This is a genomic window from Pseudomonas sp. Sample_16 (assembly GCF_004307665.1).
Taxonomy (GTDB): domain Bacteria; phylum Pseudomonadota; class Gammaproteobacteria; order Pseudomonadales; family Pseudomonadaceae; genus Aquipseudomonas.
In genome coordinates this window covers 98,042-120,353 of sequence record NZ_RCOB01000168.1, presented here as the reverse complement: position 1 = coordinate 120,353, position 22,312 = coordinate 98,042, and the positions used below count along the sequence as shown (strand labels likewise).

At 60.0% G+C, this 22,312-nt stretch carries 21 protein-coding genes; 13 read left to right on the top strand and 8 right to left on the bottom strand.

Annotated features, from left to right (window positions below):
- Window positions 1-5 precede the first annotated feature (5 nt).
- The 7 genes from D8U69_RS22020 (at window position 6) to hisC (ending at window position 5,870) form a co-directional block, all read left to right on the top strand.
- On the top strand, window positions 6-659 hold the full coding sequence (locus tag D8U69_RS22020) for an ABC transporter substrate-binding protein (protein WP_056855036.1): 654 nt from the start codon (window positions 6-8) through the stop codon (window positions 657-659).
- Window positions 656-961: an STAS domain-containing protein gene (locus D8U69_RS22015; protein WP_056855037.1), complete on the top strand. Its 306-nt coding sequence runs from the start codon at window positions 656-658 to the stop codon at window positions 959-961. Before D8U69_RS22020 ends, D8U69_RS22015 begins: the two co-directional genes overlap by 4 nt.
- Window positions 962-1,075: 114 nt before the next feature.
- Window positions 1,076-1,315, top strand: a complete 240-nt coding sequence (locus D8U69_RS22010; RefSeq protein WP_008054378.1) for a BolA family protein — start codon at window positions 1,076-1,078, stop codon at window positions 1,313-1,315.
- 22 nt (window positions 1,316-1,337) lie between these two features.
- Window positions 1,338-2,603 carry a UDP-N-acetylglucosamine 1-carboxyvinyltransferase gene (gene murA, locus D8U69_RS22005; protein ID WP_056855038.1) on the top strand — a complete coding sequence of 422 codons (1,266 nt, stop codon included), beginning with the start codon at window positions 1,338-1,340 and terminating at the stop codon, window positions 2,601-2,603.
- Between the two features lie 126 nt (window positions 2,604-2,729).
- A complete protein-coding gene (gene hisG, locus D8U69_RS22000; protein ID WP_008018703.1) occupies window positions 2,730-3,365 on the top strand; it encodes an ATP phosphoribosyltransferase in 636 nt (211 codons plus the stop codon).
- A gap of 125 nt (window positions 3,366-3,490) precedes the next feature.
- Window positions 3,491-4,816, top strand: coding sequence for a histidinol dehydrogenase (gene hisD / locus D8U69_RS21995; protein ID WP_056855039.1), 1,326 nt, complete (start codon window positions 3,491-3,493; stop codon window positions 4,814-4,816).
- 1 nt (window position 4,817) lies between these two features.
- Entirely contained in the window at window positions 4,818-5,870 is a 1,053-nt protein-coding gene (gene hisC / locus D8U69_RS21990) for a histidinol-phosphate transaminase (protein ID WP_130908121.1), read from the top strand.
- Between the two features lie 300 nt (window positions 5,871-6,170).
- On the opposite strand, the gene D8U69_RS21985 is transcribed toward hisC, so the two are convergent.
- The 3 genes from D8U69_RS21985 to algW form a co-directional block, all read right to left on the bottom strand.
- The gene (locus tag D8U69_RS21985) at window positions 6,171-6,890 is read right to left on the bottom strand and encodes a DUF4198 domain-containing protein (protein WP_130908120.1); all 720 of its coding nucleotides are present in this window, start codon (window positions 6,888-6,890) and stop codon (window positions 6,171-6,173) included.
- Between the two features lie 12 nt (window positions 6,891-6,902).
- Window positions 6,903-9,008: a TonB-dependent siderophore receptor gene (locus D8U69_RS21980; protein ID WP_130908119.1), complete on the bottom strand. Its 2,106-nt coding sequence runs from the start codon at window positions 9,006-9,008 to the stop codon at window positions 6,903-6,905.
- 87 nt (window positions 9,009-9,095) lie between these two features.
- Window positions 9,096-10,256: a Do family serine endopeptidase AlgW gene (algW, locus tag D8U69_RS21975; protein WP_056855043.1), complete on the bottom strand. Its 1,161-nt coding sequence runs from the start codon at window positions 10,254-10,256 to the stop codon at window positions 9,096-9,098.
- A gap of 102 nt (window positions 10,257-10,358) precedes the next feature.
- Between algW and D8U69_RS21970 the strand changes: the two genes are divergently transcribed.
- The 3 genes from D8U69_RS21970 to cysN all read left to right on the top strand — a co-directional run bounded on the left by D8U69_RS21970 (window position 10,359) and on the right by cysN (window position 14,190).
- Window positions 10,359-11,117 (top strand): Nif3-like dinuclear metal center hexameric protein, encoded by a 759-nt coding sequence (locus tag D8U69_RS21970; protein WP_056855044.1) that lies wholly within the window; start codon window positions 10,359-10,361, stop codon window positions 11,115-11,117.
- Window positions 11,118-11,364: 247 nt separating this feature from the next.
- A complete protein-coding gene (gene cysD / locus D8U69_RS21965) occupies window positions 11,365-12,282 on the top strand; it encodes a sulfate adenylyltransferase subunit CysD (protein ID WP_034147080.1) in 918 nt (305 codons plus the stop codon).
- Between the two features lie 9 nt (window positions 12,283-12,291).
- A complete protein-coding gene (gene cysN, locus D8U69_RS21960) occupies window positions 12,292-14,190 on the top strand; it encodes a sulfate adenylyltransferase subunit CysN (RefSeq protein ID WP_130908118.1) in 1,899 nt (632 codons plus the stop codon).
- 201 nt (window positions 14,191-14,391) lie between these two features.
- Here cysN and D8U69_RS21955 read toward each other — a convergent pair whose 3' ends face one another.
- From D8U69_RS21955 to D8U69_RS21945, 3 genes are read right to left on the bottom strand one after another with little or no spacing between them, the layout of a single operon-like run.
- Window positions 14,392-15,297, bottom strand: a complete 906-nt coding sequence (locus D8U69_RS21955) for an acyltransferase (RefSeq protein ID WP_056855046.1) — start codon at window positions 15,295-15,297, stop codon at window positions 14,392-14,394.
- Window positions 15,298-17,397, bottom strand: coding sequence for a phosphate acetyltransferase (pta, locus tag D8U69_RS21950; RefSeq protein WP_130906275.1), 2,100 nt, complete (start codon window positions 17,395-17,397; stop codon window positions 15,298-15,300). It abuts the gene before it with no gap.
- Window positions 17,398-17,457: 60 nt separating this feature from the next.
- Complete coding sequence (locus D8U69_RS21945) at window positions 17,458-17,784, bottom strand: DUF3565 domain-containing protein (protein ID WP_056855048.1); 327 nt, start codon at window positions 17,782-17,784, stop codon at window positions 17,458-17,460.
- On the opposite strand from D8U69_RS21945, the gene D8U69_RS21940 reads away from it, so the two are divergent.
- From D8U69_RS21940 to D8U69_RS21930, 3 genes are all read left to right on the top strand, one after another.
- Complete coding sequence (locus D8U69_RS21940; RefSeq protein ID WP_007942189.1) at window positions 17,753-18,238, top strand: peptidylprolyl isomerase; 486 nt, start codon at window positions 17,753-17,755, stop codon at window positions 18,236-18,238. The genes D8U69_RS21945 and D8U69_RS21940 overlap by 32 nt on opposite strands.
- Window positions 18,239-18,360: 122 nt before the next feature.
- The gene (locus D8U69_RS21935) at window positions 18,361-18,843 is read left to right on the top strand and encodes a glutathione peroxidase (protein WP_056855049.1); all 483 of its coding nucleotides are present in this window, start codon (window positions 18,361-18,363) and stop codon (window positions 18,841-18,843) included.
- A 208-nt stretch (window positions 18,844-19,051) separates the two neighbouring features.
- Entirely contained in the window at window positions 19,052-20,155 is a 1,104-nt protein-coding gene (locus D8U69_RS21930; protein WP_130908117.1) for an NADH:flavin oxidoreductase, read from the top strand.
- Between the two features lie 81 nt (window positions 20,156-20,236).
- On the opposite strand, the gene D8U69_RS21925 is transcribed toward D8U69_RS21930, so the two are convergent.
- Together D8U69_RS21925 and cysZ are read right to left on the bottom strand one after the other, a co-directional pair.
- Window positions 20,237-21,436: a glycosyltransferase family 1 protein gene (locus D8U69_RS21925; protein WP_130905173.1), complete on the bottom strand. Its 1,200-nt coding sequence runs from the start codon at window positions 21,434-21,436 to the stop codon at window positions 20,237-20,239.
- A 40-nt stretch (window positions 21,437-21,476) separates the two neighbouring features.
- Window positions 21,477-22,229, bottom strand: a complete 753-nt coding sequence (gene cysZ, locus D8U69_RS21920; RefSeq protein WP_130908116.1) for a sulfate transporter CysZ — start codon at window positions 22,227-22,229, stop codon at window positions 21,477-21,479.
- Window positions 22,230-22,312: the final 83 nt, after the last annotated feature.

The window sequence follows — 22,312 nt, the reverse complement described above, 5'->3', positions numbered from 1 at the left end:
TGTAAATGATCTCTACCTTGCGACGTGGCCTGTTGATATTGCTCGCGGCCGTGCCGTTGATGGCTAACGCCGTGGCGGCCCCTTCCGCGCATGACCTTGTCCAGGACACCACCAATCGGATGCTGGCCGACCTGGCCGCCAACAAAGAGAAATACAAGCAAGATCCGCAAGACTTCTATAACGCGCTGAACACGATTGTCGGGCCTGTTGTCGATGCCGAGGGCATCTCCAAAAGCATCATGACGGTCAAGTACTCGCGCAAAGCCACGCCTGCACAGATGAAGACCTTCGAAGAGAACTTCAAGAAAGGTCTGTTCCAGTTCTATGGCAACGCCTTGCTGGAGTACAACAACCAGGGCATCACCGTTGACGCTCCCAAGGAGGAGTCCGGGGACCGCACCAGTGTCGGCATGACGGTCAAGGGCAGCAGCGGTGCGATCTACCCAGTGTCCTACACCCTCGAAAAAATCAATGGCGAATGGAAACTGCGTAACGTCATCATCAACGGCATCAACATCGGCAAGCTGTTCCGCGATCAGTTCGCCGATGCAATGCAGCGCAATGGCAACGATCTGGACAAGACCATCAATGGTTGGGCCGGGGAGGTCGCCAAGGCCAAGGAAACTGCCGAACAATCGTCCGAGAAGCAAACTCAATGAGTGAGTCGGCAGTCCGGATGGACGAAGCCGGCGAGCTGCGGCTCAGCGGCGTGCTGGACTACCGCACCGGCCCGGCCTTGCGTCAGCAGGGGCAGGCGCTGATCAAGGCCAGCAAGGCGGCGACAGTGGTGGTCGATTGTTCGGCGGTAGAAAAATCCAGCAGCGTCGGTTTGTCGTTGCTGCTGTGTTTCATGCGCGACGCACAGGCTGCCGGCAAGGCGCTGAGCATCCGCGCAATGCCGGAAGACATGCGTGAAATCGCTCAGGTCAGCGAGCTGACCGAGCTGTTGGCGCATCCCTAACCCGCATCTATAAAGAAGCCCCCCGTCAGAGTCCTGCTCCGCGGGGTTCGCAGGCGCGGGGCTTTTTTGTATGATGTCCGACCCGCGCGCACAGGGCGCCGATTGAGGTTGAGCATGCAGGCCGTAGAAGTGAAGAGCTTCCTTGAAGGAAAGCTGCCCGGAACAAAGGTTGAAGTCGAGGGCGAAGGCTGCAATTTCCAGCTGAACGTGATTAGCGATGAACTGGCGGCGTTGAGCCCGGTGAAGCGTCAGCAGCAGATCTATGCCCATTTGAACCCATGGATCACCGATGGCAGCATCCATGCGGTCACTATGAAATTTTTCAGCAGCGCGGCCTGGGCCGAGCGCACCTGAGCCCAAGGGCGTCGAGATTCTTATGGATAAATTGATTATTACTGGCGGTGCTCGTCTTGACGGCGAAATCCGCATCTCCGGGGCAAAGAACTCTGCCCTGCCGATCCTGGCTGCCACGCTGCTGTGCGATGGCCCGGTCACCGTTGCCAACCTGCCGCACCTGCACGACATCACCACCATGATCGAGCTGTTCGGTCGCATGGGCATTGAGCCGGTGATCGACGAGAAGCTGGCAGTCGAGATCGACCCTCGCACCATCAAGACCCTGATCGCTCCGTACGAACTGGTTAAAACCATGCGTGCGTCGATTCTGGTACTGGGACCGATGGTTGCCCGTTTCGGCGAAGCCGAAGTTGCCCTGCCTGGCGGTTGCGCCATTGGCTCGCGTCCGGTTGACCTGCACATCCGTGGTCTTGAAGCCATGGGCGCGATCATCGACGTCGAAGGCGGCTACATCAAGGCCAAGGCGCCTGAAGGCGGCCTGCGCGGTGCGCACTTCTTCTTCGATACCGTCAGCGTGACCGGTACCGAGAACATCATGATGGCCGCCGCCCTGGCCAAGGGCCGCAGCGTTCTGGCCAACGCCGCGCGCGAGCCTGAAGTCGTCGACCTGGCAAACTTCCTGAATGCCATGGGTGCCAAGGTTTCCGGCGCCGGTACCGATACCATCACCATCGATGGCGTCGAGCGTCTGCACACCACCACTTACAAGGTGATGCCGGACCGTATCGAAACCGGTACTTACCTGGTTGCTGCTGCCGTGACCGGCGGGCGCGTGAAGGTCAAGGACACTGATCCGACCATCCTTGAAGCCGTGCTGGAAAAACTGCGCGAAGCGGGTGCCGAAATCACCTGCGGCGAAGACTGGATCGAGCTGAACATGCACGGCAAGCGGCCAAAAGCCGTCAACGTGCGGACCGCTCCGTACCCGGCGTTCCCGACCGACATGCAAGCACAATTCATCTCCCTCAATGCCATTGCCGAAGGCACCGGTGCTGTGATCGAGACGATCTTCGAAAACCGCTTCATGCACGTTTACGAACTGCACCGCATGGGCGCCAAGATCCAGGTCGAAGGCAACACCGCCATCGTCACCGGTACCGAAAAGCTCAAGGGCGCGCCAGTCATGGCTACCGACCTGCGCGCTTCGGCCAGCCTGGTGATCTCGGCACTGATTGCCGAAGGCGACACCCTCATCGATCGCATCTACCACATCGACCGTGGTTACGAGTGCATCGAAGAGAAACTGCAGATGCTGGGCGCCAAGATCCGTCGCGTTCCGGGCTAGTTCCTGCTGCAGGGGCATAAGGACATGCCCGTTGAATTGTTGAAGTCGAGCCGGTTTCCGGCTCGATGTGTGTCCGGCGCCGTTTGCGACCGGGCATGAGTACCTTGATAAGGACTGACGTTTCCCATGTTGACCATCGCACTGTCCAAGGGCCGCATCCTTGACGACACCCTGCCGCTTCTCGCTGAAGCGGGCATCGTGCCGACCGAGAATCCGGACAAGAGCCGCAAGCTGATCATTCCCACGACCCAGGAAGATGTACGCCTGCTGATCGTGCGTGCCACCGACGTGCCGACCTATGTCGAGCATGGTGCCGCCGACCTCGGTGTCGCCGGTAAAGACGTGCTGATGGAATACGGCGGCCAGGGCTTGTACGAGCCACTGGACCTGCAAATCGCCCAATGCAAGTTGATGACGGCTGGCAAGGTCGGCGCGGTCGAGCCCAAGGGCCGCCTGCGCATCGCCACCAAGTTCGTTAACGTTGCCAAGCGTTACTACGCCGAACAGGGGCGCCAGGTCGACATCATCAAGCTGTACGGTTCGATGGAACTGGCACCGCTGATCGGTCTTGCCGACAAGATCATCGACGTGGTCGACACCGGCAACACGCTGCGGGCCAATGGCCTGGAGCCACAGGATTTCATTGCGGCCATCAGCTCCCGTCTGATCGTCAACAAAGCTTCGATGAAAATGCAGCACGCCCGTATCCAGGCGTTGATCGACACCCTGCGCAAGGCAGTGGAGTCTCGACACCGCGGCTGATTCACCTGCGCGACGCTGAGTCGCGCCGTCTATCCGCCTCATAGCCAGAATTCTCAGGTGCCCAAGCGGATCGAATGTTAGCTTCGGGCGCCTGAGTTTTTTGCCATTCCTATGAGGCTCTCGCTATGACCGCACCGACTGCAATTCGCCGACTCAACGCTGCTGACCCGGATTTCGCGCATCATCTGGATCATCTGCTGAGCTGGGAAAGTGTGTCTGACGACTCGGTCAATCAGCGAGTGCTGGACATCATCAAGGCTGTGCGCGAGCGCGGTGACGCGGCGCTGGTGGACTTTACCCGCCAGTTCGACGGTTTGGACGTTCAGTCCATGGCCGACTTGATCCTGCCGCGTGAGCGCCTGGAGCTGGCATTGACCCGCATCTCCGTGGCGCAGCGCGAAGCACTCGAAGTCGCTGCCGCCCGTGTGCGCAGCTACCACGAAAAGCAGAAACAGGACTCCTGGAGCTATACCGAGGCCGACGGCACGGTGCTGGGCCAGAAAGTCACGCCGCTGGATCGCGCTGGCCTCTACGTGCCGGGCGGCAAGGCTTCTTACCCATCGTCGGTGCTGATGAACGCCATTCCGGCCAAGGTTGCCGGCGTGACCGAAGTGGTCATGGTGGTGCCAACCCCGCGTGGTGAGATCAACGAACTGGTGCTGGCCGCTGCCTGCATCGCCGGGGTCGACCGGGTCTTCACCATCGGCGGTGCGCAAGCCGTTGCGGCATTGGCCTACGGCACCGAAAGCGTGCCGAAGGTCGACAAGGTGGTCGGCCCGGGCAACATCTACGTCGCCACCGCCAAGCGCCACGTGTTCGGCCAGGTCGGTATCGACATGATCGCCGGTCCGTCGGAAATTCTTGTGGTGTGCGACGGTCAGACCGATCCGGACTGGATCGCCATGGACCTGTTCTCCCAGGCCGAGCACGACGAAGACGCCCAGGCGATTCTGGTCAGCCCGGACGCCGAATTCCTCGACAAGGTCGCGGCCAGCATCGCCAAGCTGATGCCGACCATGGAACGCGCCACGATCATCGAAACCTCGATCAATGGCCGTGGTGCGTTGATCAAGGTGCGCGACATGGAACAAGCCATGGAAGTGGCCAACCGTATCGCGCCGGAGCACCTGGAGCTGTCGGTTGCCGATCCACAAGCCTGGTTGCCGCAGATTCGTCACGCCGGGGCGATTTTCATGGGCCGTCACACGTCCGAAGCGCTGGGCGATTACTGCGCCGGCCCGAACCACGTGCTGCCGACTTCCGGTACTGCGCGCTTCTCGTCGCCGCTGGGTGTGTATGACTTCCAGAAACGTTCGTCGATCATCTTCTGCTCAGAACAGGGTGCTTCGGAACTCGGTAAAACCGCTTCCGTGCTGGCTCGTGGCGAGTCGCTGACCGCGCACGCCCGTAGCGCCGAATACCGCATCGTTGACGACAAGAAGGGGAACTGAGATGAGTAAATTCTGGAGCCCGTTCGTCAAGAATCTGGTGCCTTACGTGCCGGGCGAACAGCCAAAACTGGCGAAGCTGGTGAAGCTCAACACCAACGAAAACCCGTACGGTCCATCGCCCAAAGCCCTGGCAGCGATGCAGGCTGAGCTGAACGACAACCTGCGCCTGTACCCGGACCCCAACAGCGATCTGTTGAAGAATGCCGTGGCCAAATACTACGGCGTGCAGAGCAATCAGGTGTTTCTCGGTAACGGTTCCGATGAAGTGCTGGCGCACATCTTCCACGGTCTGCTGCAACACGATCAGCCATTGCTGTTCCCTGATATCAGCTACAGCTTTTACCCGGTCTACTGCGGGTTGTACGGCATCACGTTCGACGCCGTACCGCTGGACGAACAGTTCCGGATCAACCCGGCGGACTATGCCAAACCGAACGGCGGTATCATCTTCCCCAACCCGAACGCGCCGACCGGTTGCCTGCTGGCACTGGACGCGGTCGAGCAGATTCTCCAGGCGAGTCCGGATTCGGTGGTAGTGGTAGACGAAGCGTACATCGACTTCGGCGGCGATACCGCGATTGCGTTGGTGGACCGTTATCCAAACCTGCTGGTGACCCAGACCCTGTCCAAGTCCCGTTCCCTGGCGGGACTGCGGGTGGGTCTGGCAGTCGGCCATCCGGACCTGATCGAGGCGCTGGAGCGGATCAAGAACAGTTTCAACTCCTATCCGCTGGATCGCATGGCCAATGTCGGTGCCGCCGCCGCATTTGAGGACCGCGAGTATTTCGACAGGACGTGCCGGTTGGTGATCGAGAATCGCCAGAAGGTTGTTGCGCAGTTGGAGGAGAAGGGTTTTGAGGTGCTGCCATCGGCGGCCAACTTCATTTTTGCCCGTCACCCGCAGCACGATGCGGCAGGGCTTGCGGCGAAGTTGCGTGAGCAAGGCGTGATCGTTCGGCACTTCAAGCAGGAGCGGATTGCGCAGTTCCTGCGGATCAGCATCGGTACGCCAGAGCAGAACCAGGCGCTGATCGACGGTTTAGGCGATCTCTAAACCGGCCCGGAATCTGTAGGAGCGAGGCTTGCCCGCGAAAAAGGACGACTCGGTAAAAAACGAATACCGAGCCATCGTCCTTCGCGTGCAAGCCTCGCTCTTCACTTAAGAGAACGTCAGCATCCCGTGGCGAGGGAGCTTGTCGGATCGCCGCACCGTCCCGTTGGGCTGCGCAGCAGTCCATTTTAGGGCCGCTTCGCGCCCCAGCGGGACGGTGCGGCGATCCGACAAGCTCCCTCGCCACGGGTACAGTGTTCGTCCTTAAGTGAACAGCATTTCGCTCCTACAAGGTTTTATGGGTTACTCGTGATGCGGCTCGCCTAGGAACGTCAGCGAGCTGAACAGCCCGCGACTGTTCACGTCAGGGCTGTCTTTTACCGGCACTTCCATCTGCGCCGAAATCACGTTCAAGCCTTCATTGCGCACCACCACCTGTGCCCGACCCTGTGCATCGGTTTCGGTGCTCAAGGTATTCGGTGCGTTGCGATAGTCCCCCACCAACTTCACGCCCGCCGCCGGTTTGCCATCCAGCAATACTCGCACCGGCAATGATCCGCCCGGTCCTACAGTCAGCGGATCGACCTCAGGCAGAATCAGCAATTTCAGTTGATCAAGTTTGGGCAACTTCGCCCCCGGCTGATAAATCGCCAGGCTGTACTTGAACGTCTGGGTCGCCTCGATCGCCCCCGGTACCTTGCTGCGGCCTTCGTTGATCCATTTCTTGTCGCTGGTCTGCGACCACATGCCATTGTCGAGCGCCACCGCCATCACGGCGGGTGGTTTAAGTGGTTGCAGGCGTGCGTGATCGGGCAGCCGCTGTACCGTCACCGGAATCATTTTTCCATGGCCGTCATAAGCCCAGGCGCCGCTGATTTTCTGTGCCTTGAAAGCATTGTCTTCGGCGCCGTGACCGTAAATGACCTCGATGTTGCCTCGACGTTGTTCGGTCCACAGGCCGTGGGCCGAGACTTCTGTGGCAAACAGCAAGCCAAGCAGTACAAGGGGTTTGAGTGGGTGCATGGGGACTTCCTTTTACAGAGTGAGTGTCAGGCTGACAGTGAAATTGCGCGGCTCGCCGGGGTTGACCCAGTAGTTGCTGTAGGAGCGCTCGAAGTATTTCTCGTCGAAAAGGTTGTTCAGGTTCAGGCCCAGCGTGACGTTGTCGCTGGCCTTGTAATGGGCCAGCAGGTCGACGGTGTGGTAGGCAGGTAATTCAAAGTCGCTGCCGGCTTCACCCGAGCGATCACCGACGTAAGTGAACGCGGCGCCAACGTCCGAACCGCGCAGTCGACCGTCCTGGAACTCATAAACCCCCAACAGACTGCCACTGCGTTTGGCCACGCCGAGAATGCGGCTGCCGGTGGGAATGACCTTGTCGCCTTCAGTGACTTCAGCATCGATGTAGGCGAAGGCGCCGATCAGCCGGACAGCGTCGGTGACTTGCCCGGTCACTTGCAGATCGATTCCCTGGCTGCGTGCCTTGCCCATGGCGCGGCTGGTATCTGTAGCCGGGTCGAGGGCGAGGACGTTTTCTTTTTCGATATGGAAAGCGGCAAGGGTGCTGCTCAAACGGTCATCGAACAGCTCACTCTTGATCCCGATCTCGTAGCCGATGCCTTCTTCCGGGTCGAAGGATTTACCGGTCGCGTCCAGGCCATTGTTCGGTTTGAACGAAGTGGAGGCGTTGGCGAACAGGCCGACCTCAGGCGTCAGTTGGTACAGCAAGCCGGCCCTTTGGGTCAGCGCGTCGTGAGTCTGGTTGCTGGTGGCGCCACGGGTGCGATCGTCGATGCGTTGCTCGAAGTGTTCGAACCGCACACCGAGCAGCCCGCGCAGTTTGTCGTTGAAAATGATCTGGTCCTGCAGGTTCAGTGCATGGCTCTCGACATGCTCGAAGAAGTCCGTACCGGAACGTGCGCCGTTGGGTTTTGGCTGACCGTAGACCGGTTGGTAGATATCGATGGCGTAGGGGCTGCCGGCAATGGTTGTCACCCGCTCGTTCTTGCGAAAGTTCTCGTATTCGCTGCCGATCAACAATTCGTGCTGCAAGTGGCCGGTGTCGAAAAAGCCGCGCAGTTCGAGTTGGCTAATGCTGTCGTGCCAATTGTTGTCACGTTCTCGATAACGGCGGTTGACGGTATGGCCGTCGGCATTCAGCGGGCGCGCCTCCGAGGCGAAGCCCCAGAGTTTGCCTTGCTTGTAATGGCTGGCCAGGCGCAATTTCCAGGTGTCGTTGAGCTGATGCTCGAGGGCGGCCTGCAGCTGATTGTTGTGGTTGTCGATGTCGCCATCGTCGGGTTCGCCGAGGAAGGTCGAACGGGATACGCCACTCCAGGTGTTGTCGGGTGCGACGATGCCGCGATCGAAGGTCGAGCTGTGACGAACGAATTCACTCTCTACCAGCAGGCTGGTGTCCGTGTTCAGTTGCCAACTGAAGGAAGGCGCGACAAACACCCGCTGGCTGTCGACGTGATCGCGAAAGCTATGGTTGTCCTCGACGGCCAGATTCACCCGCGACAGCACGTTGCCCTGGTCATCGAGTGGCGTGTTGACGTCCAGCGCCGTGCGATAACGATCCCAACTGCCCGCGCTGGTGTGCAGGGTCGCGAAGGCTTCGGGCTGAGGTTTCTTGGTGACGATGTTCACCGTGCCACCCGGATCACCTCGCCCATACAAGCTGGCGGCGGGGCCTTTAAGCACTTCGATGCGCTCGATGTTCGCCACATCCGGCGAGCTCGGGTAGCCACGGTTGGCGCTGAAACCGTCCTTGTAGAACTCCGATGTGGTGAAGCCGCGCACGCTGTATTCGTACAGCGTCAGGCCACCGAAGTTGTTCTGTCTGGAAACCCCGCCGGCGAAGTCCAGCGCGCGCTCAACGTGGGTACTGCCTAGATCGTCGAGCACGCTGACGGGGACCACGCTGATCGATTGCGGGATGTCGCGGATGGCGGTATCGGTCTTGGTCGCGCTGGCAGAGCGGGTGGCGCGGTAGCCAGCGACAGGCCCGGTGGGGGATTCGTAGTCGGAAGTGACGCTGATGGCGTCCAGTTCCAATGCCTGGGATTGTTCGGCGAAGACCGGTTCACCCAGCAGCCCGAGGGCAAGACTTGCCACGCAGGACTTTGTTCGAGACGACATGTTATGTTGTTCCAATTGCTAGAATTGAAACAATATAACATGTCCGATGAGAATGTCTTCCATTGACCCGAATTGATCGGGCCTGGCTTATTTCTCTTCTTTTTCTTTCACCGGCGCCGGCGGCGGACGCAAACCGATTTCTGCCGTCAGTTTGATTTCCTTGCCGTTACGCATGACTTGAATCGTGACCTTGTCGGTCGGTTTGATCCGCGCGACCTGGTTCATCGAGCGGCGGCCATCACCCGCAGGTTCGCCATCGATGGCAAGAATCACGTCGCCCAGTTGCAGCCCGGCTTTCTGCGCCGGGCCGTCACGGAAAATCCCGGCCACGACAATGCCCGGGCGCCCCGAAAGACCGAACGATTCCGCCAGCTCTTGGGACAACGGTTGTACTTCAATACCCAGCCAGCCACGAATAACCTGGCCGTGCTCGATGATCGATTTCATCACTTCCATCGCCAGTTTCACCGGAATCGCAAAGCCGATGCCTTGAGAGCCGCCGGACTTGGAGAAGATCGCGGTGTTGATACCGGTCAGGTTGCCGTTGGCATCTACCAGCGCACCACCGGAGTTGCCGGGGTTGATCGCGGCATCGGTTTGAATGAAGTCTTCGTAGTTGTTCAGGCCCAGTTGATTGCGCCCGGTGGCGCTGATGATGCCCATGGTCACGGTCTGGCCGACGCCGAACGGGTTGCCGATGGCCAGCGCGACGTCGCCGATGCGGATGTTGTCCGAGCGGCCGACAGTGATCGAAGGCAGGTTTTTCAAGTCGATCTTCAGCACCGCGAGGTCGGTTTCCGGATCGCTGCCGATCACGCGAGCCAGGGTTTCACGTCCATCCTTGAGCGCCACGACGATTTGATCGGCACCGGTGGTCACGTGGTTGTTGGTCAGGATGTAACCTTCCGGGCTCATGATCACGCCGGAACCGAGGCTCGATTCCATACGTTTCTGCTTGGGCGAGTTGTCGCCGAAGAAGCGCCGGAACTGCGGATCCTCGAACAGCGGATGGCTGGGTTTGTTGATGACCTTGGTGGTGTACAGGTTCACCACCGATGGCGCGGCGGTGGTTACCGCGTCGGAATAGGAGACCGGGCCTTCTTTCATGCTGGTGGTTTGCGGCGCTTGCTGCAGGTTGACGTCGAGGCTTGGAAGCCCGACCCACTGCGGGTAACGCTGGATGATTAACAGAGCGACAAGCACGCCGGCCAACAGCGGCCAGCCGGAAAAACGCAGCGCCTTGAGCATTAAGCACGTCCTGAAAGGTTGCAGGCGGTTAGAGACCGCCCATAATGTCGCGCATTATACGAGGCCGCGCGCGCCTCTGAACGGGATATTTAGGAGTCTTTTATGGCCGTCGCCCTGAGCACCCTGGTCGAAGAAGCCGACCGTTACCTCGCCAGTTCGAAAATTGCCGATTACTGCCCCAATGGCCTGCAGGTCGAAGGCCGGCCGCAGGTGATGCGCATCGTCAGTGGCGTCACCGCCAGCCAGGCCTTGCTCGATGCCGCCGTGCAAGCCAATGCCGATCTGGTGCTGGTGCACCACGGATATTTCTGGAAGGGCGAAAATCCGTGTATCACCGGCATGAAGCAGCGCCGCTTGAAAACCTTGCTCAAGCACGACATCAGCCTGCTGTCGTATCACCTGCCGCTGGACCTGCACCCGGAGGTTGGCAATAACGTACAACTGGCGCGGCAGCTGGACATTACTGTCGAAGGTCCGCTGGACCCGGATAACCTGAAGATCGTCGGGCTGGTCGGTTCATTGAACGAGCCGGCGACCCCTCGCGATTTCGCCCGCCGTGTGCAGGAAGTCATGGGCCGCGAACCTCTGCTGATCGAAGGCAGCAACATGATCCGCCGAGTCGGCTGGTGCACCGGTGGTGGCCAGGGCTATATCGATCAAGCCGTGTTGGCGGGCGTCGACCTGTACCTCAGCGGCGAAGCGTCGGAGCAGACCTTCCACAGCGCCCGGGAAAACGACATCAGTTTCATTGCAGCCGGTCACCATGCCACCGAGCGTTATGGCGTGCAGGCCTTGGGCGATTACCTGGCAAGGCGCTTTGCCCTCGAGCACATCTTCATCGATTGCCCGAATCCCATCTGACAACACCCTCCCTTTGTAGGAGCGAGGCTTGCCCGCGAAGAACGATAACGGGGTGTACCTGACCAAATCGCGTTATCGTTTTTCGCGGGCAAGCCTCGCTCCTACGGGAGCTTGGCCCAAACAGGCAGGCATATTCATATGCTCTTTCGATCTAGTTGGCGTCCTGATTAGAAGAGGTCGCTGTGCTAGGATTCCTCGCTCGAACACGGCCCGCTGGCCGTTCATAAGAAAGATTTCGTGAGTAGCCATGGTCGACAAACTGACGCATCTGAAACAGCTGGAGGCGGAAAGCATCCACATCATCCGCGAGGTGGCCGCCGAGTTCGACAACCCGGTGATGCTGTACTCCATCGGTAAAGACTCCGCCGTGATGCTGCACCTGGCACGCAAGGCGTTCTTCCCGGGCAAATTGCCGTTTCCGGTGATGCACGTCGACACCCGCTGGAAATTCCAGGAGATGTACAAGTTCCGCGACAAGATGGTCGCTGAGCTGGGCCTGGACCTGATCACCCACGTCAACCCTGATGGCGTGGCGCAGGGCATCAACCCGTTCACCCACGGCAGTGCCAAGCACACCGACATCATGAAGACCGAAGGCCTGAAACAGGCTCTGGACAAGTATGGTTTCGATGCCGCTTTCGGCGGTGCCCGCCGCGATGAAGAGAAATCCCGCGCCAAAGAGCGCGTGTACTCGTTCCGCGACAGCAAGCACCGCTGGGACCCGAAGAACCAGCGTCCCGAGCTGTGGAACGTCTACAACGGCAAGGTCAACAAAGGCGAATCGATCCGCGTGTTCCCGCTGTCGAACTGGACCGAACTGGACATCTGGCAGTACATCTACCTTGAAGGCATCCCGATCGTCCCGCTGTACTTCGCCGCCGAGCGTGAAGTCATCGAGAAGAACGGCACGCTGATCATGATCGACGATGAGCGCATCCTCGAACACCTGAGCGATGAAGACAAAGCGCGCATCGTCAAAAAGAAAGTGCGTTTCCGCACCCTTGGCTGCTACCCGTTGACGGGCGCGGTGGAGTCCGAGGCCGAAAGCCTTACGGACATCATTCAGGAAATGCTCCTGACGCGAACTTCCGAGCGCCAGGGCCGTGTCATCGACCACGATGGCGCAGGCTCCATGGAAGACAAAAAACGTCAGGGTTATTTCTAAGGGGTTGTTATGTCGCACGCATCTGATTTGATCAGCGAGGACATCCTCGCCTACCTGGGCCAGCACGAACGTAAAGAGCTGCTGCGCTTTCTGACCTGCGGTAACGTCGACGACGGCAAGAGCACCCTGATCGGGCGCCTGCTGCACGACTCCAAGATGATCTACGAAGATCACCTGGAAGCCATTACTCGCGACTCGAAAAAAGTCGGCACCACCGGTGAAGACATCGACCTGGCGTTGCTGGTCGATGGCCTGCAGGCCGAGCGTGAGCAGGGCATCACCATCGATGTCGCTTACCGCTATTTCTCCACCGCCAAGCGCAAATTCATCATCGCCGACACCCCCGGCCATGAGCAGTACACCCGCAACATGGCCACCGGTGCTTCCACCTGTGACCTGGCGATCATCCTGGTCGATGCCCGTTACGGCGTGCAGACCCAGACCCGCCGCCACAGCTTCATCGCCTCGTTGCTGGGCATCAAGCACATCGTCGTCGCCATCAACAAGATGGACCTCAAGGGCTTCGATCAGGGTGTGTTCGAGTCGATCAAGGCCGACTACCTGAAGTTCGCCGAAGGCCTGAAGCTCAAGCCGACCAGCATGCACTTCGTGCCGATGTCGGCGCTCAAGGGCGACAACGTGGTGAACAAGTCCGAGCGCTCGCCGTGGTACACCGGCCAGTCGTTGATGGAAATTCTCGAGACCGTGGAAGTGGCGGGCGACCGCAACTTCACCGATCTGCGTTTCCCGGTGCAGTACGTCAACCGTCCTAACCTGAACTTCCGTGGCTTCGCCGGTACGCTGGCCAGCGGCATCGTCAAGAAAGGCGACGAAGTCGTGGTCCTGCCGTCGGGCAAGAGCAGCCGCGTGAAATCCATCGTCACCTTCGAAGGTGAGTTGGAGCATGCAGGTCCAGGTCAGGCAGTCACGCTGACCATGGAAGACGAAATCGACATCTCCCGTGGCGACCTGTTGGTGCATGCCGACAACGTGCCACCGGTGACCGACAGCTTCGAAGCGATGCTGGTGTGGATGGCTGAAGAGCCGATGCTGCCGGGCAAGAAGTACGACATCAAACGCGCCACCAGTTATGTGCCGGGTTCCATCGCCAGTATCGTCAACAAGGTCGACGTCAACACCCTGGAAGAAGGTCCGGCCAGCGCGTTGCAACTGAACGAGATCGGCAAGGTCAAGATCGCGCTCGATGCGCCGATTGCCCTCGACGGTTACGACAGCAACCGCACCACCGGCGCGTTCATCATCATCGACCGCCTGACCAATGGCACCGTCGGCGCCGGCATGATCGTCGCCCAGCCTTTGGCCCATGGCACCAGCACCCACCACGGCAAGCTGGCTCACGTCGCCACAGAAGAGCGTGCCCAGCGCTTCGGTCAGCAACCGGCCACCGTGCTGTTCAGCGGTTTGTCGGGTGCGGGCAAGAGCACTCTGGCGTATGCGGTTGAACGCAAGCTGTTCGATTTGGGTCGTGCGGTGTTCGTACTCGATGGCCAGAACCTGCGTCACGACCTCAACAAAGGTCTGCCCCAGGATCGCGCCGGGCGTACCGAGAACTGGCGTCGTGCCGCGCACGTGGCGCGTCAGTTCAACGAAGCCGGCCTGCTGACGCTGGCGGCGTTCGTTGCGCCGAGTGCCGAAGGTCGTGAACAGGCTCGGGAGTTGATCGGCAAGGAACGTCTGTTGACGGTCTACGTCCAGGCCTCGCCGACTGTCTGCGCCGAGCGTGACCCACAGGGCCTGTACGCGGCGGCCGGGGATAACATCCCGGGTGAGTCCTTCCCGTACGACGTGCCGCTGGATGCCGACCTGGTGATCGACACCCAGTCCGTATCGCTGGAAGAAGGCGTCAAGCAAGTGCTGGATCTGCTGCGCAAGCGTGGCGCGATCTAAGGCTTAGCCGTTAATAAAAAACCCGCCGATGAGTGATCATCCGGCGGGTTTTTTGTGTCCTTGAGATGATCGTTCCCACGCTCGGCGTGGGAATGCAGCTCGGGACGCTCTGCGTCCCCTCCAGAGCCGAACGCGGAGCGTCCGTTGAGGCATTCCCACGCGGAGCGTGGGAACGATCAGGCAACGATCAGTCACAGGGGATCAGCGTTTGGCTGGATACTCGCGGTGCATCTGTTCCAGCAGCGCATCCTTGTCCTGCCACATCTGATTGATCCAGCCCTGGAACTGCAGCCGATACTCACCATCCTGGTCGTAGTTCTTGCCTATGAACTGCGGTGGAATCTTCAGCTCTTCAAAGTGCACCACCACGTCCGCGACGTTGCCGCACAGCAAATCCCAGAAGCCCGGGCGGCCGGCGGGGTAGTGGATGGTCACGTTGACGATGGATTCCAGTTGCTCGCCCATCGCATCCAGCACAAACGCAATGCCGCCGGCCTTGGGTTTGAGCAGGTATTTGAACGGTGATTTCTGCTGGGCATGCTTGCCCTCGGTGAACCGCGTGCCCTCGACGAAATTGAAAATCCCCACCGGGTTATTGCGAAACTTCGCGCAGGTCTTGCGGGTGGTTTCCAGGTCTTTGCCTTTCTTCTCCGGATGCTTCTCCAGATAGGCCTTGGAGTAGCGTTTCATGAACGGAAAGCCCAGAGCCCACCACGCCAGGCCAATCACCGGCACCCAGATCAGTTCCTGTTTGAGGAAGAACTTCAACGGCTGGATGCGTCGATTGAGCACGTACTGCAACACCAGAATGTCGACCCAGCTCTGGTGGTTGCTGGTGATCAGGTACGAGTGCTTGTAGTCGAGCCCTTGCAAGCCGCTGATGTGCCAGCGCGTGCGACGGACCAGGTTCATCCAGCCTTTGTTGAGGCTGATCCAGGCCTCGTGGGTGTGGCTCATCAGCCAGCCCGCAAGACGTTGAGTGACAGCAAATGGCAGAGCCTTGACCAGCGCCACGCAGAACAGGAACGAGCAGAGCAGAATCGTGTTCAACGCCAACAGCAGTGAAGCGATCACACCGCGAACCGGTGCAGGTAGGAAATCCAGCATTTAAACATCCATAGGTCGGTTGGCTGCCTGAATCGCGGTCAATGCGATGGTGTAGACGATGTCGTCGACTTGCGCGCCTCGCGGCAGGTCGTTCACCGGTTTGCGCAGACCCTGGAGCATCGGTCCAAGGCTCACGCAGTCGGCGCTGCGCTGCACGGCTTTGTGGGTGGTGTTGCCGGTGTTGAGGTCAGGGAACACAAACACGGTAGCGCGACCGGCCACCTGGCTGTTCGGCGCCAGTTGCCGGGCCACGGTTTCGTTGGCGGCGGCGTCGTATTGCAACGGGCCGTCGATCAGCAACGAGTTTTGCTGTTCATGGGCCAGCAGGGTGGCTTCGCGAACCTTCTCGACTTCTTCACCGCTGGCCGATTCACCGCTGGAGTAGCTGATCATCGCCACGCGCGGCGTGATGCCGAACGCCGCGGCCGAATCGGCACTTTGCAGCGCAATCTCGGCCAGCTCGCTGGCGCTCGGGTGCGGGTTCATCACGCAGTCGCCGTAGACCAGCACTTGCTCCGGAAACAGCATGAAGAATACCGACGACACCAGGGTGCAGCCCGGCGCCGTCTTGATCAGTTGCAGGGCCGGTCGGATGGTGTTGGCGGTGGAGTGAATGACCCCCGACACCAGGCCATCGACTTCATCCAGCGCCAGCATCATGGTGCCAATCACCACCGTGTCTTCCAACTGCTGTTCGGCCATCGGCGCGTTGAGGCTTTTGCTCTTGCGCAGCGAAACCATCGGCTCGACGTAGCGTTCGCGGATCAGGTCCGGATCGAGAATTTCCAGCCCGGGCGGCAACTCGATCCCTTGGGCACGGGCCACGGCCTGCACGTCTTCGGGCTTTGCCAGCAACACGCAACGGGCGATACCTCGGGCCTGGCAGATCGCGGCAGCTTGCACGGTCAACGGCTCGCTGCCTTCAGGCAACACGATGCGTTTGTTGGCGTTCTGCGCTCGCTGGATCAGTTGATAGCGGAACACGGCTGGCGACAGGCGCATTTCCCGCGGCGTGCCGCAGCGCTGATGCAGCCAGTTGGCGTCCAGATGGCTGGCGACAAAATCGGTGATGATTTCGGCCCGTTCGCGGTCGTCGATCGGGATTTCCTTGTTCAGTCCGTTCAACTGGTTGGCCGTGTCGTAGGAGCCGGTGCTCACCGACAATACCGGCAGGCCCGCCTGCAATGCACCCCGGCACAAATCCATGATGCGTGGGTCCGGCAGGGTGTCGCTGGTCAGCAGCAGGCCGGCCAACGGCACACCGTTCATGGCCGCAAGGCTGACAGCGAGGATGATGTCGTCGCGATCGCCCGGGGTTACCACCAGCACGCCGGGCTTGAGCAGTTCTACGGTGTTGCGCATGGTGCGGGCGCAGATGATGATGTTGGTCATGCGCCGGGTTTCGTAGTCACCGGCGTTGAGCACCTGGGCGCCCATCAAATCGGCCACGTCACGGGTGCGCGGCGCGTTCAGTTCCGGTTGAAACGGGATGCAGCCCAACAGGCGGAAATCCCCGCTGCGCAGCAGCGGTGAATGCTCCTTGAGGCGCGCGGCGAAGGCCTCCATGCTCTCGTCGGTTTTAACCTTGTTGAGGATCACGCCAAGGACTTTCGGGTCTTTCGGGCCGCCGAACAATTGCGCCTGCAATTCCACGCGGCCGGAGAGTTCGGTCAGCACCTCGTTTTCCGGCGCCGACACCAGGATCACCTCGGCATCGAGGCTCTTGGCCAGGTGCAGGTTGACCCGCGCGGCGTAACTGGCGCTGCGGGTCGGGACCATGCCTTCGACAATCAGCACGTCTTTGCCGATGGCAGCCTGCTGATACAGGGTGATGATTTCTTCGAGCAGCTCATCGAGCTGGCCGTCCCCGAGCATGCGTTCGACGTGGGCCAGGCCCAAGGGTTGCGGCGGCTTCAAACCGTGGGTGCGGGCCACCAGTTCGGTGGAGCGCTCGGGTCCCGTGTCACCCGGATGCGGCTGGGCGATCGGTTTGAAAAAGCCAACCTTGAGGCCAGCGCGCTCAAGGGTACGCACCAGCCCGAGGCTGATGGAGGTCAGACCCACACCAAAATCGGTGGGCGCGATAAAAAAAGTTTGCATGCGGATTCTCTGAAGGAGCATGGCAAAGGTGAGGGCCTATGACTGGCCGTCTACCGAAATTCAGTCACCAAGGTTATCGCTAACCGAGCCCTGTGCGCACCAACCGCAAGCAAAGGGCTGGCCTATTTTTTCCAGGCGTTGCACCGGGTCCATGACCCAGGCCCGTGATTGCCACGGCGGCTGGTGGCGCAGGTGTTGGGTATGGCCGCAGGAAAGCTCGACCACCCAGTGACCGTCCTCATCCTGATGAAACCCAGTAATCGTCGAATCCCGTCTGTCCGGGTTGTGTTCGCTTTCGGGCGATTGCTTCGCTAAACTGGGTCTTTCTATATTCTTATGCAAAAGGTCTCGCCCCATGCTGATCGCCGCCAATAAGGCTGTCTCCATCGACTATACCCTGACCAACGACGCTGGTGAGGTCATCGACAGCTCCGCCGGCGGCGCGCCGCTGGTCTACCTGCAAGGCGCAGGCAACATCATCCCTGGCCTGGAAAAAGCCCTGGAAGGCAAAGCTGTCGGCGACGAGCTGACCGTAGCCGTTGAACCGGAAGACGCTTACGGCGAATATGCCGCCGAACTGGTCAGCACCCTGAGCCGCAGCATGTTCGAAGGCGTTGATGAACTGGAAGTCGGCATGCAGTTCCACGCTTCTGCTCCGGATGGCCAGATGCAGATCGTTACCATCCGCGATCTGGACGGCGACGATGTAACCGTCGACGGCAACCACCCACTGGCCGGCCAGCGCCTGAATTTCCAGGTCAAGATCGTTGCCATCCGTGACGCCAGCCAGGAAGAAATCGCTCATGGCCACGTCCATGGCGAAGGTGGCCATCACCACTGATTTGTGCGCTAAGCTCAGATGACTGGAGAGGCGCCCCGAGGGCGCCTTTTTAGTCTGCGGCTGTCCCGTGTGACGCCGCCAAGCGGCTGTTTCGAGAAGAACACTGGAATCTGGAGTACGTCATGAGTGCTTTTCACGACCTTAATTTGACAGCCCTGGATGGTCAGGCGCTACCTCTGGCACCGTTCAAGGGGCAAGTCGTGCTGGTGGTCAACGTTGCCTCCAAATGTGGCCTGACCCCACAGTACGCCGCGCTGGAAAACCTCTACCAGCAATACAAGGGCAAAGGTTTCAGCGTGCTGGGTTTGCCATGCAACCAGTTTGCCGGGCAGGAGCCTGGCAGCGAGCAAGAGATTCAGGAGTTTTGCAGCCTCAACTATGGCGTGACCTTTCCGTTGTCCAGCAAGCTGGAAGTCAACGGTCACGAGCGTCATCAGCTGTACAAGCTGCTGGCGGGCGAGGGTGCCGAGTTCCCGGGTGACATCACCTGGAACTTCGAAAAATTCCTGCTGGGCAAGGATGGTCGGGTACTGGCGCGGTTCTCGCCACGTACTGCACCGGATGATCCCTCTGTCATTCAGGCGATTGAAAAAGCCCTGAGCTGATATCTCCCCTGTAGGAGCGAGGCTTGCCCGCGAAGGCGTCAGATCAGTCAGTAATGATGTCGACTGACCGACAGCCTTCGCGGGCAAGGCTCGCTCCTTCGATGCTTTCCGCCTTTTATTCCTTAATCACCAAAATCAATAGTGCTGTTCAAGGCGCTCCAGTCTCCATATTATCGCCGTCATAAAGTCATCCTCCGTGGAGCGTCCCATGCCTGTAAAAGCCTTGTTCAAACCGTTCCACCTCGGCAGCCTCGAACTGCCGACCCGAGTCGTCATGGCGCCGATGACCCGTTCGTTTTCGCCGGGTGGCGTGCCTAACTCCAAAGTGATCGAGTACTACCGTCGTCGTGCCGCCGCGGGTGTCGGCCTGATCATCACCGAAGGCACTACCGTTGGTCACAAGGCTTCCAACGGCTACCCGAACGTTCCGCATTTCTACGGTGAGGCCGCGTTGGCGGGCTGGAAAAAGGTCGTCGATGCCGTGCACGCCGAAGGTGGCAAGATCGTTCCGCAGTTGTGGCATGTCGGCAGCGTGCGTCGTATCGGTACCGAGCCGGACGCCAGCGTGCCGGGCTATGGTCCTTCGGAAAAAATCAAGGACGGGCAGGTCGTGGTTCACGGCATGACCAGACAGGATATTCAGGACGTGATTGCCGCGTTCGCCCAGGCTGCCAAGGATGCCCAGAGCATCGGCATGGACGGCGTGGAAATCCACGGCGCTCACGGTTATCTGGTCGACCAGTTCTTCTGGGAGGGCAGCAACCAGCGCACCGACGAATATGGCGGCAGCCTGGCCAATCGTTCGCGCTTCGCCATCGAGCTGATTCAGGCCGTGCGTGCTGCGGTCGGTGAAGGTTTCCCGATCATCTTCCGTTTCTCTCAATGGAAGCAGCAGGATTACACCGCGCGTCTGGTGCAGACGTCGCAAGCCTTGGGTGAATTTCTCAAGCCGCTGTCTGACGCTGGCGTGGATATTTTCCACTGCTCGACCCGCCGTTTCTGGGAGCCGGAGTTCGATGGCTCTGAACTGAACCTGGCAGGCTGGACCCGCAAACTCACCGGCAAGCCGACCATCACCGTGGGCAGCGTCGGTCTGGATGGCGAGTTCCTGCAGTTCATGGTCAACACCGACAAGGTGGCGCAACCGGCCAGTCTGGAAAAACTGCTGGAGCGTTTGAACAACGACGAGTTCGACCTGGTGGCGGTCGGCCGTGCGCTGCTGGTAGACCCGGACTGGGCGCAGAAGGTGCGCGACGGTCGTGAAGAAGACATTCTGCCGTTCAGCCGTGATGCGTTGATGACGCTGGTTTAAGCGTCGGATGCCTTCGCGGGCAAGCCTCGCTCCTACAGAAGAACGCGATCACTGTAGGAGCGAGGCTTGCCCGCGAAGCTGTCAAGGCAACATCGCCGCCCCCGGCAGCACCTGCCCCTGTACACAGGCTCCACGCAACTGCCCCTCAAACTGTTCAATGATCGCGGCCCAACCCTGGCGACTGGCATGCTGGCGCGCATTGAGCCGCACGCAACGCAAGGTTTCCCGCTCTTCGAGCATCCAGGCTGCCGCATCGCAAAATGCTTCTTCATCACCAGGCATCGCGAGCACACCGTTGTAACCATGGCGAATATGTTGCGCGGCCGCCGCCTGATCGTAAGCCACCACGCCGAGCCCCGAGGCCAATGCCTCAAGCACCACGTTGCCGAAGGTTTCCGTCAGGCTCGGGAATAGAAACACATCCCCTGACGCATAATGAGCAGCCAACGCTTCGCCGCGCTGAGAACCGCAAAAGATCGCCTCGGGCAGATCCCTTTCCAGGTCCGCCCGTTGCGGCCCGTCGCCGATCACGATCATTTTGAGGTGACGCTGTGGATAACTGCTTTTCAGGCTGTCGAAACAGCGCTTGAGCAAGCCCAGGTTTTTCTCCGGCGCCAAGCGTCCTACGTGGATGACAGCAATGTCGTTCTCACCCAGCCCCCATTGCTCGCGTAGAGCGCCCAGGCGTTTGGCCGGGTGGAACAGTTGGCTGTCGACGCCCCGGGATAGTAATGCCAGGCGTTCGAAATGCCGGCGCTCCAATTCCATGCGCTGGCTGACACTCGGCACTAGCGTCAGGTTCGAGCGGTTGTGGAACCAGCGCAGATAGTGCGTCAGCAACCGGGTGAGCAAGCCGAAGCCGTATTGGCTGGAGTACTGCTGGAAATTGGTGTGGAAGCCGCTGACCACCGAAATGCCCAGACGCCGTGCCGCGCGCAATGCCGACAAGCCCAGCGGACCTTCGGTGGCGATGTACAGCACATCCGGGCGATGACGCTTCCAGCGTCGCAACAACTTGTGCATCGACGACTGGCCCCATTGCAAGCCTGGATAACCTGGCAGCGGCCAACCTCGGCACAGCAGCAATTCATCGTCGCTGCCGGTCTGCTGATCGCAGCCCTGACGAGGCCGGACCAATTCCACCTGATGCCCGCGCGCGCGCAAACCGTCACACAGGCGACCCAGTGTATTGGCCACGCCGTTGATTTCCGGAGGGAAGGTTTCAGTGATCAGGGTGATATGCAGAGCTGTCGTCATGACCCCAGTTTCTGCTGAGGCCATGTCGACGTTGTGACGGTCAGATGATGGATTTATGACCGCGTCAGCGTTGTACCACCAGGTTCTCCGCACCGCGCTCGCGCACCCAGAACAGTGTCGCGCCTGCCACGGCCGCCGGCATCATCAGGATGTTGACCACCGGGATCAGCAACACCAGATACACGCTCCCGCCGAAGCCGAGGCTCTGCCAGCGCTTCTGCCGCAGCCAGGCGAGCATTTCGTTCCAGCCGAGTTTGTGGTTATCCGCCGGGTAGTCGATGTACTGGATCGCCATCATCCACACCCCGAACAGCAGCCACAGCGGTGCGGCAATGATGTTCACCACCGGGATGAACGAGAGGATGAACAGCCCGATCGCCCGTGGCAGGAAGTAGCCGAGTTTGCGCATCTCGCGGGCCAGGGTGCGCGGGATCATCGCAACCAGTTCAGCCCAGCTGAACGCCGGGAAATCGTCGGTGCCGCGTACCACCACCTCGACTTTCTCTGCGAGAAAGCCGTTGAACGGCGCGGCGATGATGTTGGCGAGCATGGTGAAGGTGAAGAACACCATCAACACCACCAGCACCACGAACAGCGGCCAGAGGATGTAACTGAGGAAACTCAGCCACTCGGGCAGGGAAGGCATCAGCGTATCGACCCACAGGCTGAACTGATGGCCGGCCAGATAGATCAATCCGACGAACAGCACCAGGTTGATCGCCAGCGGCAACAACACGAACAAACGCAGGCCGGGGCTGAGGACCAGTTTGAGGCCTTCACGCAGGTATTGCGGGCCGGATAGAACGGGGGCGGGCATAACGAGCTCCGAGCAGAGGGTAAACGCGCCGACCTTACCGGCTTTGCCTGGCAGGTGAAAGCACGGCAGCGGTATCGACATTC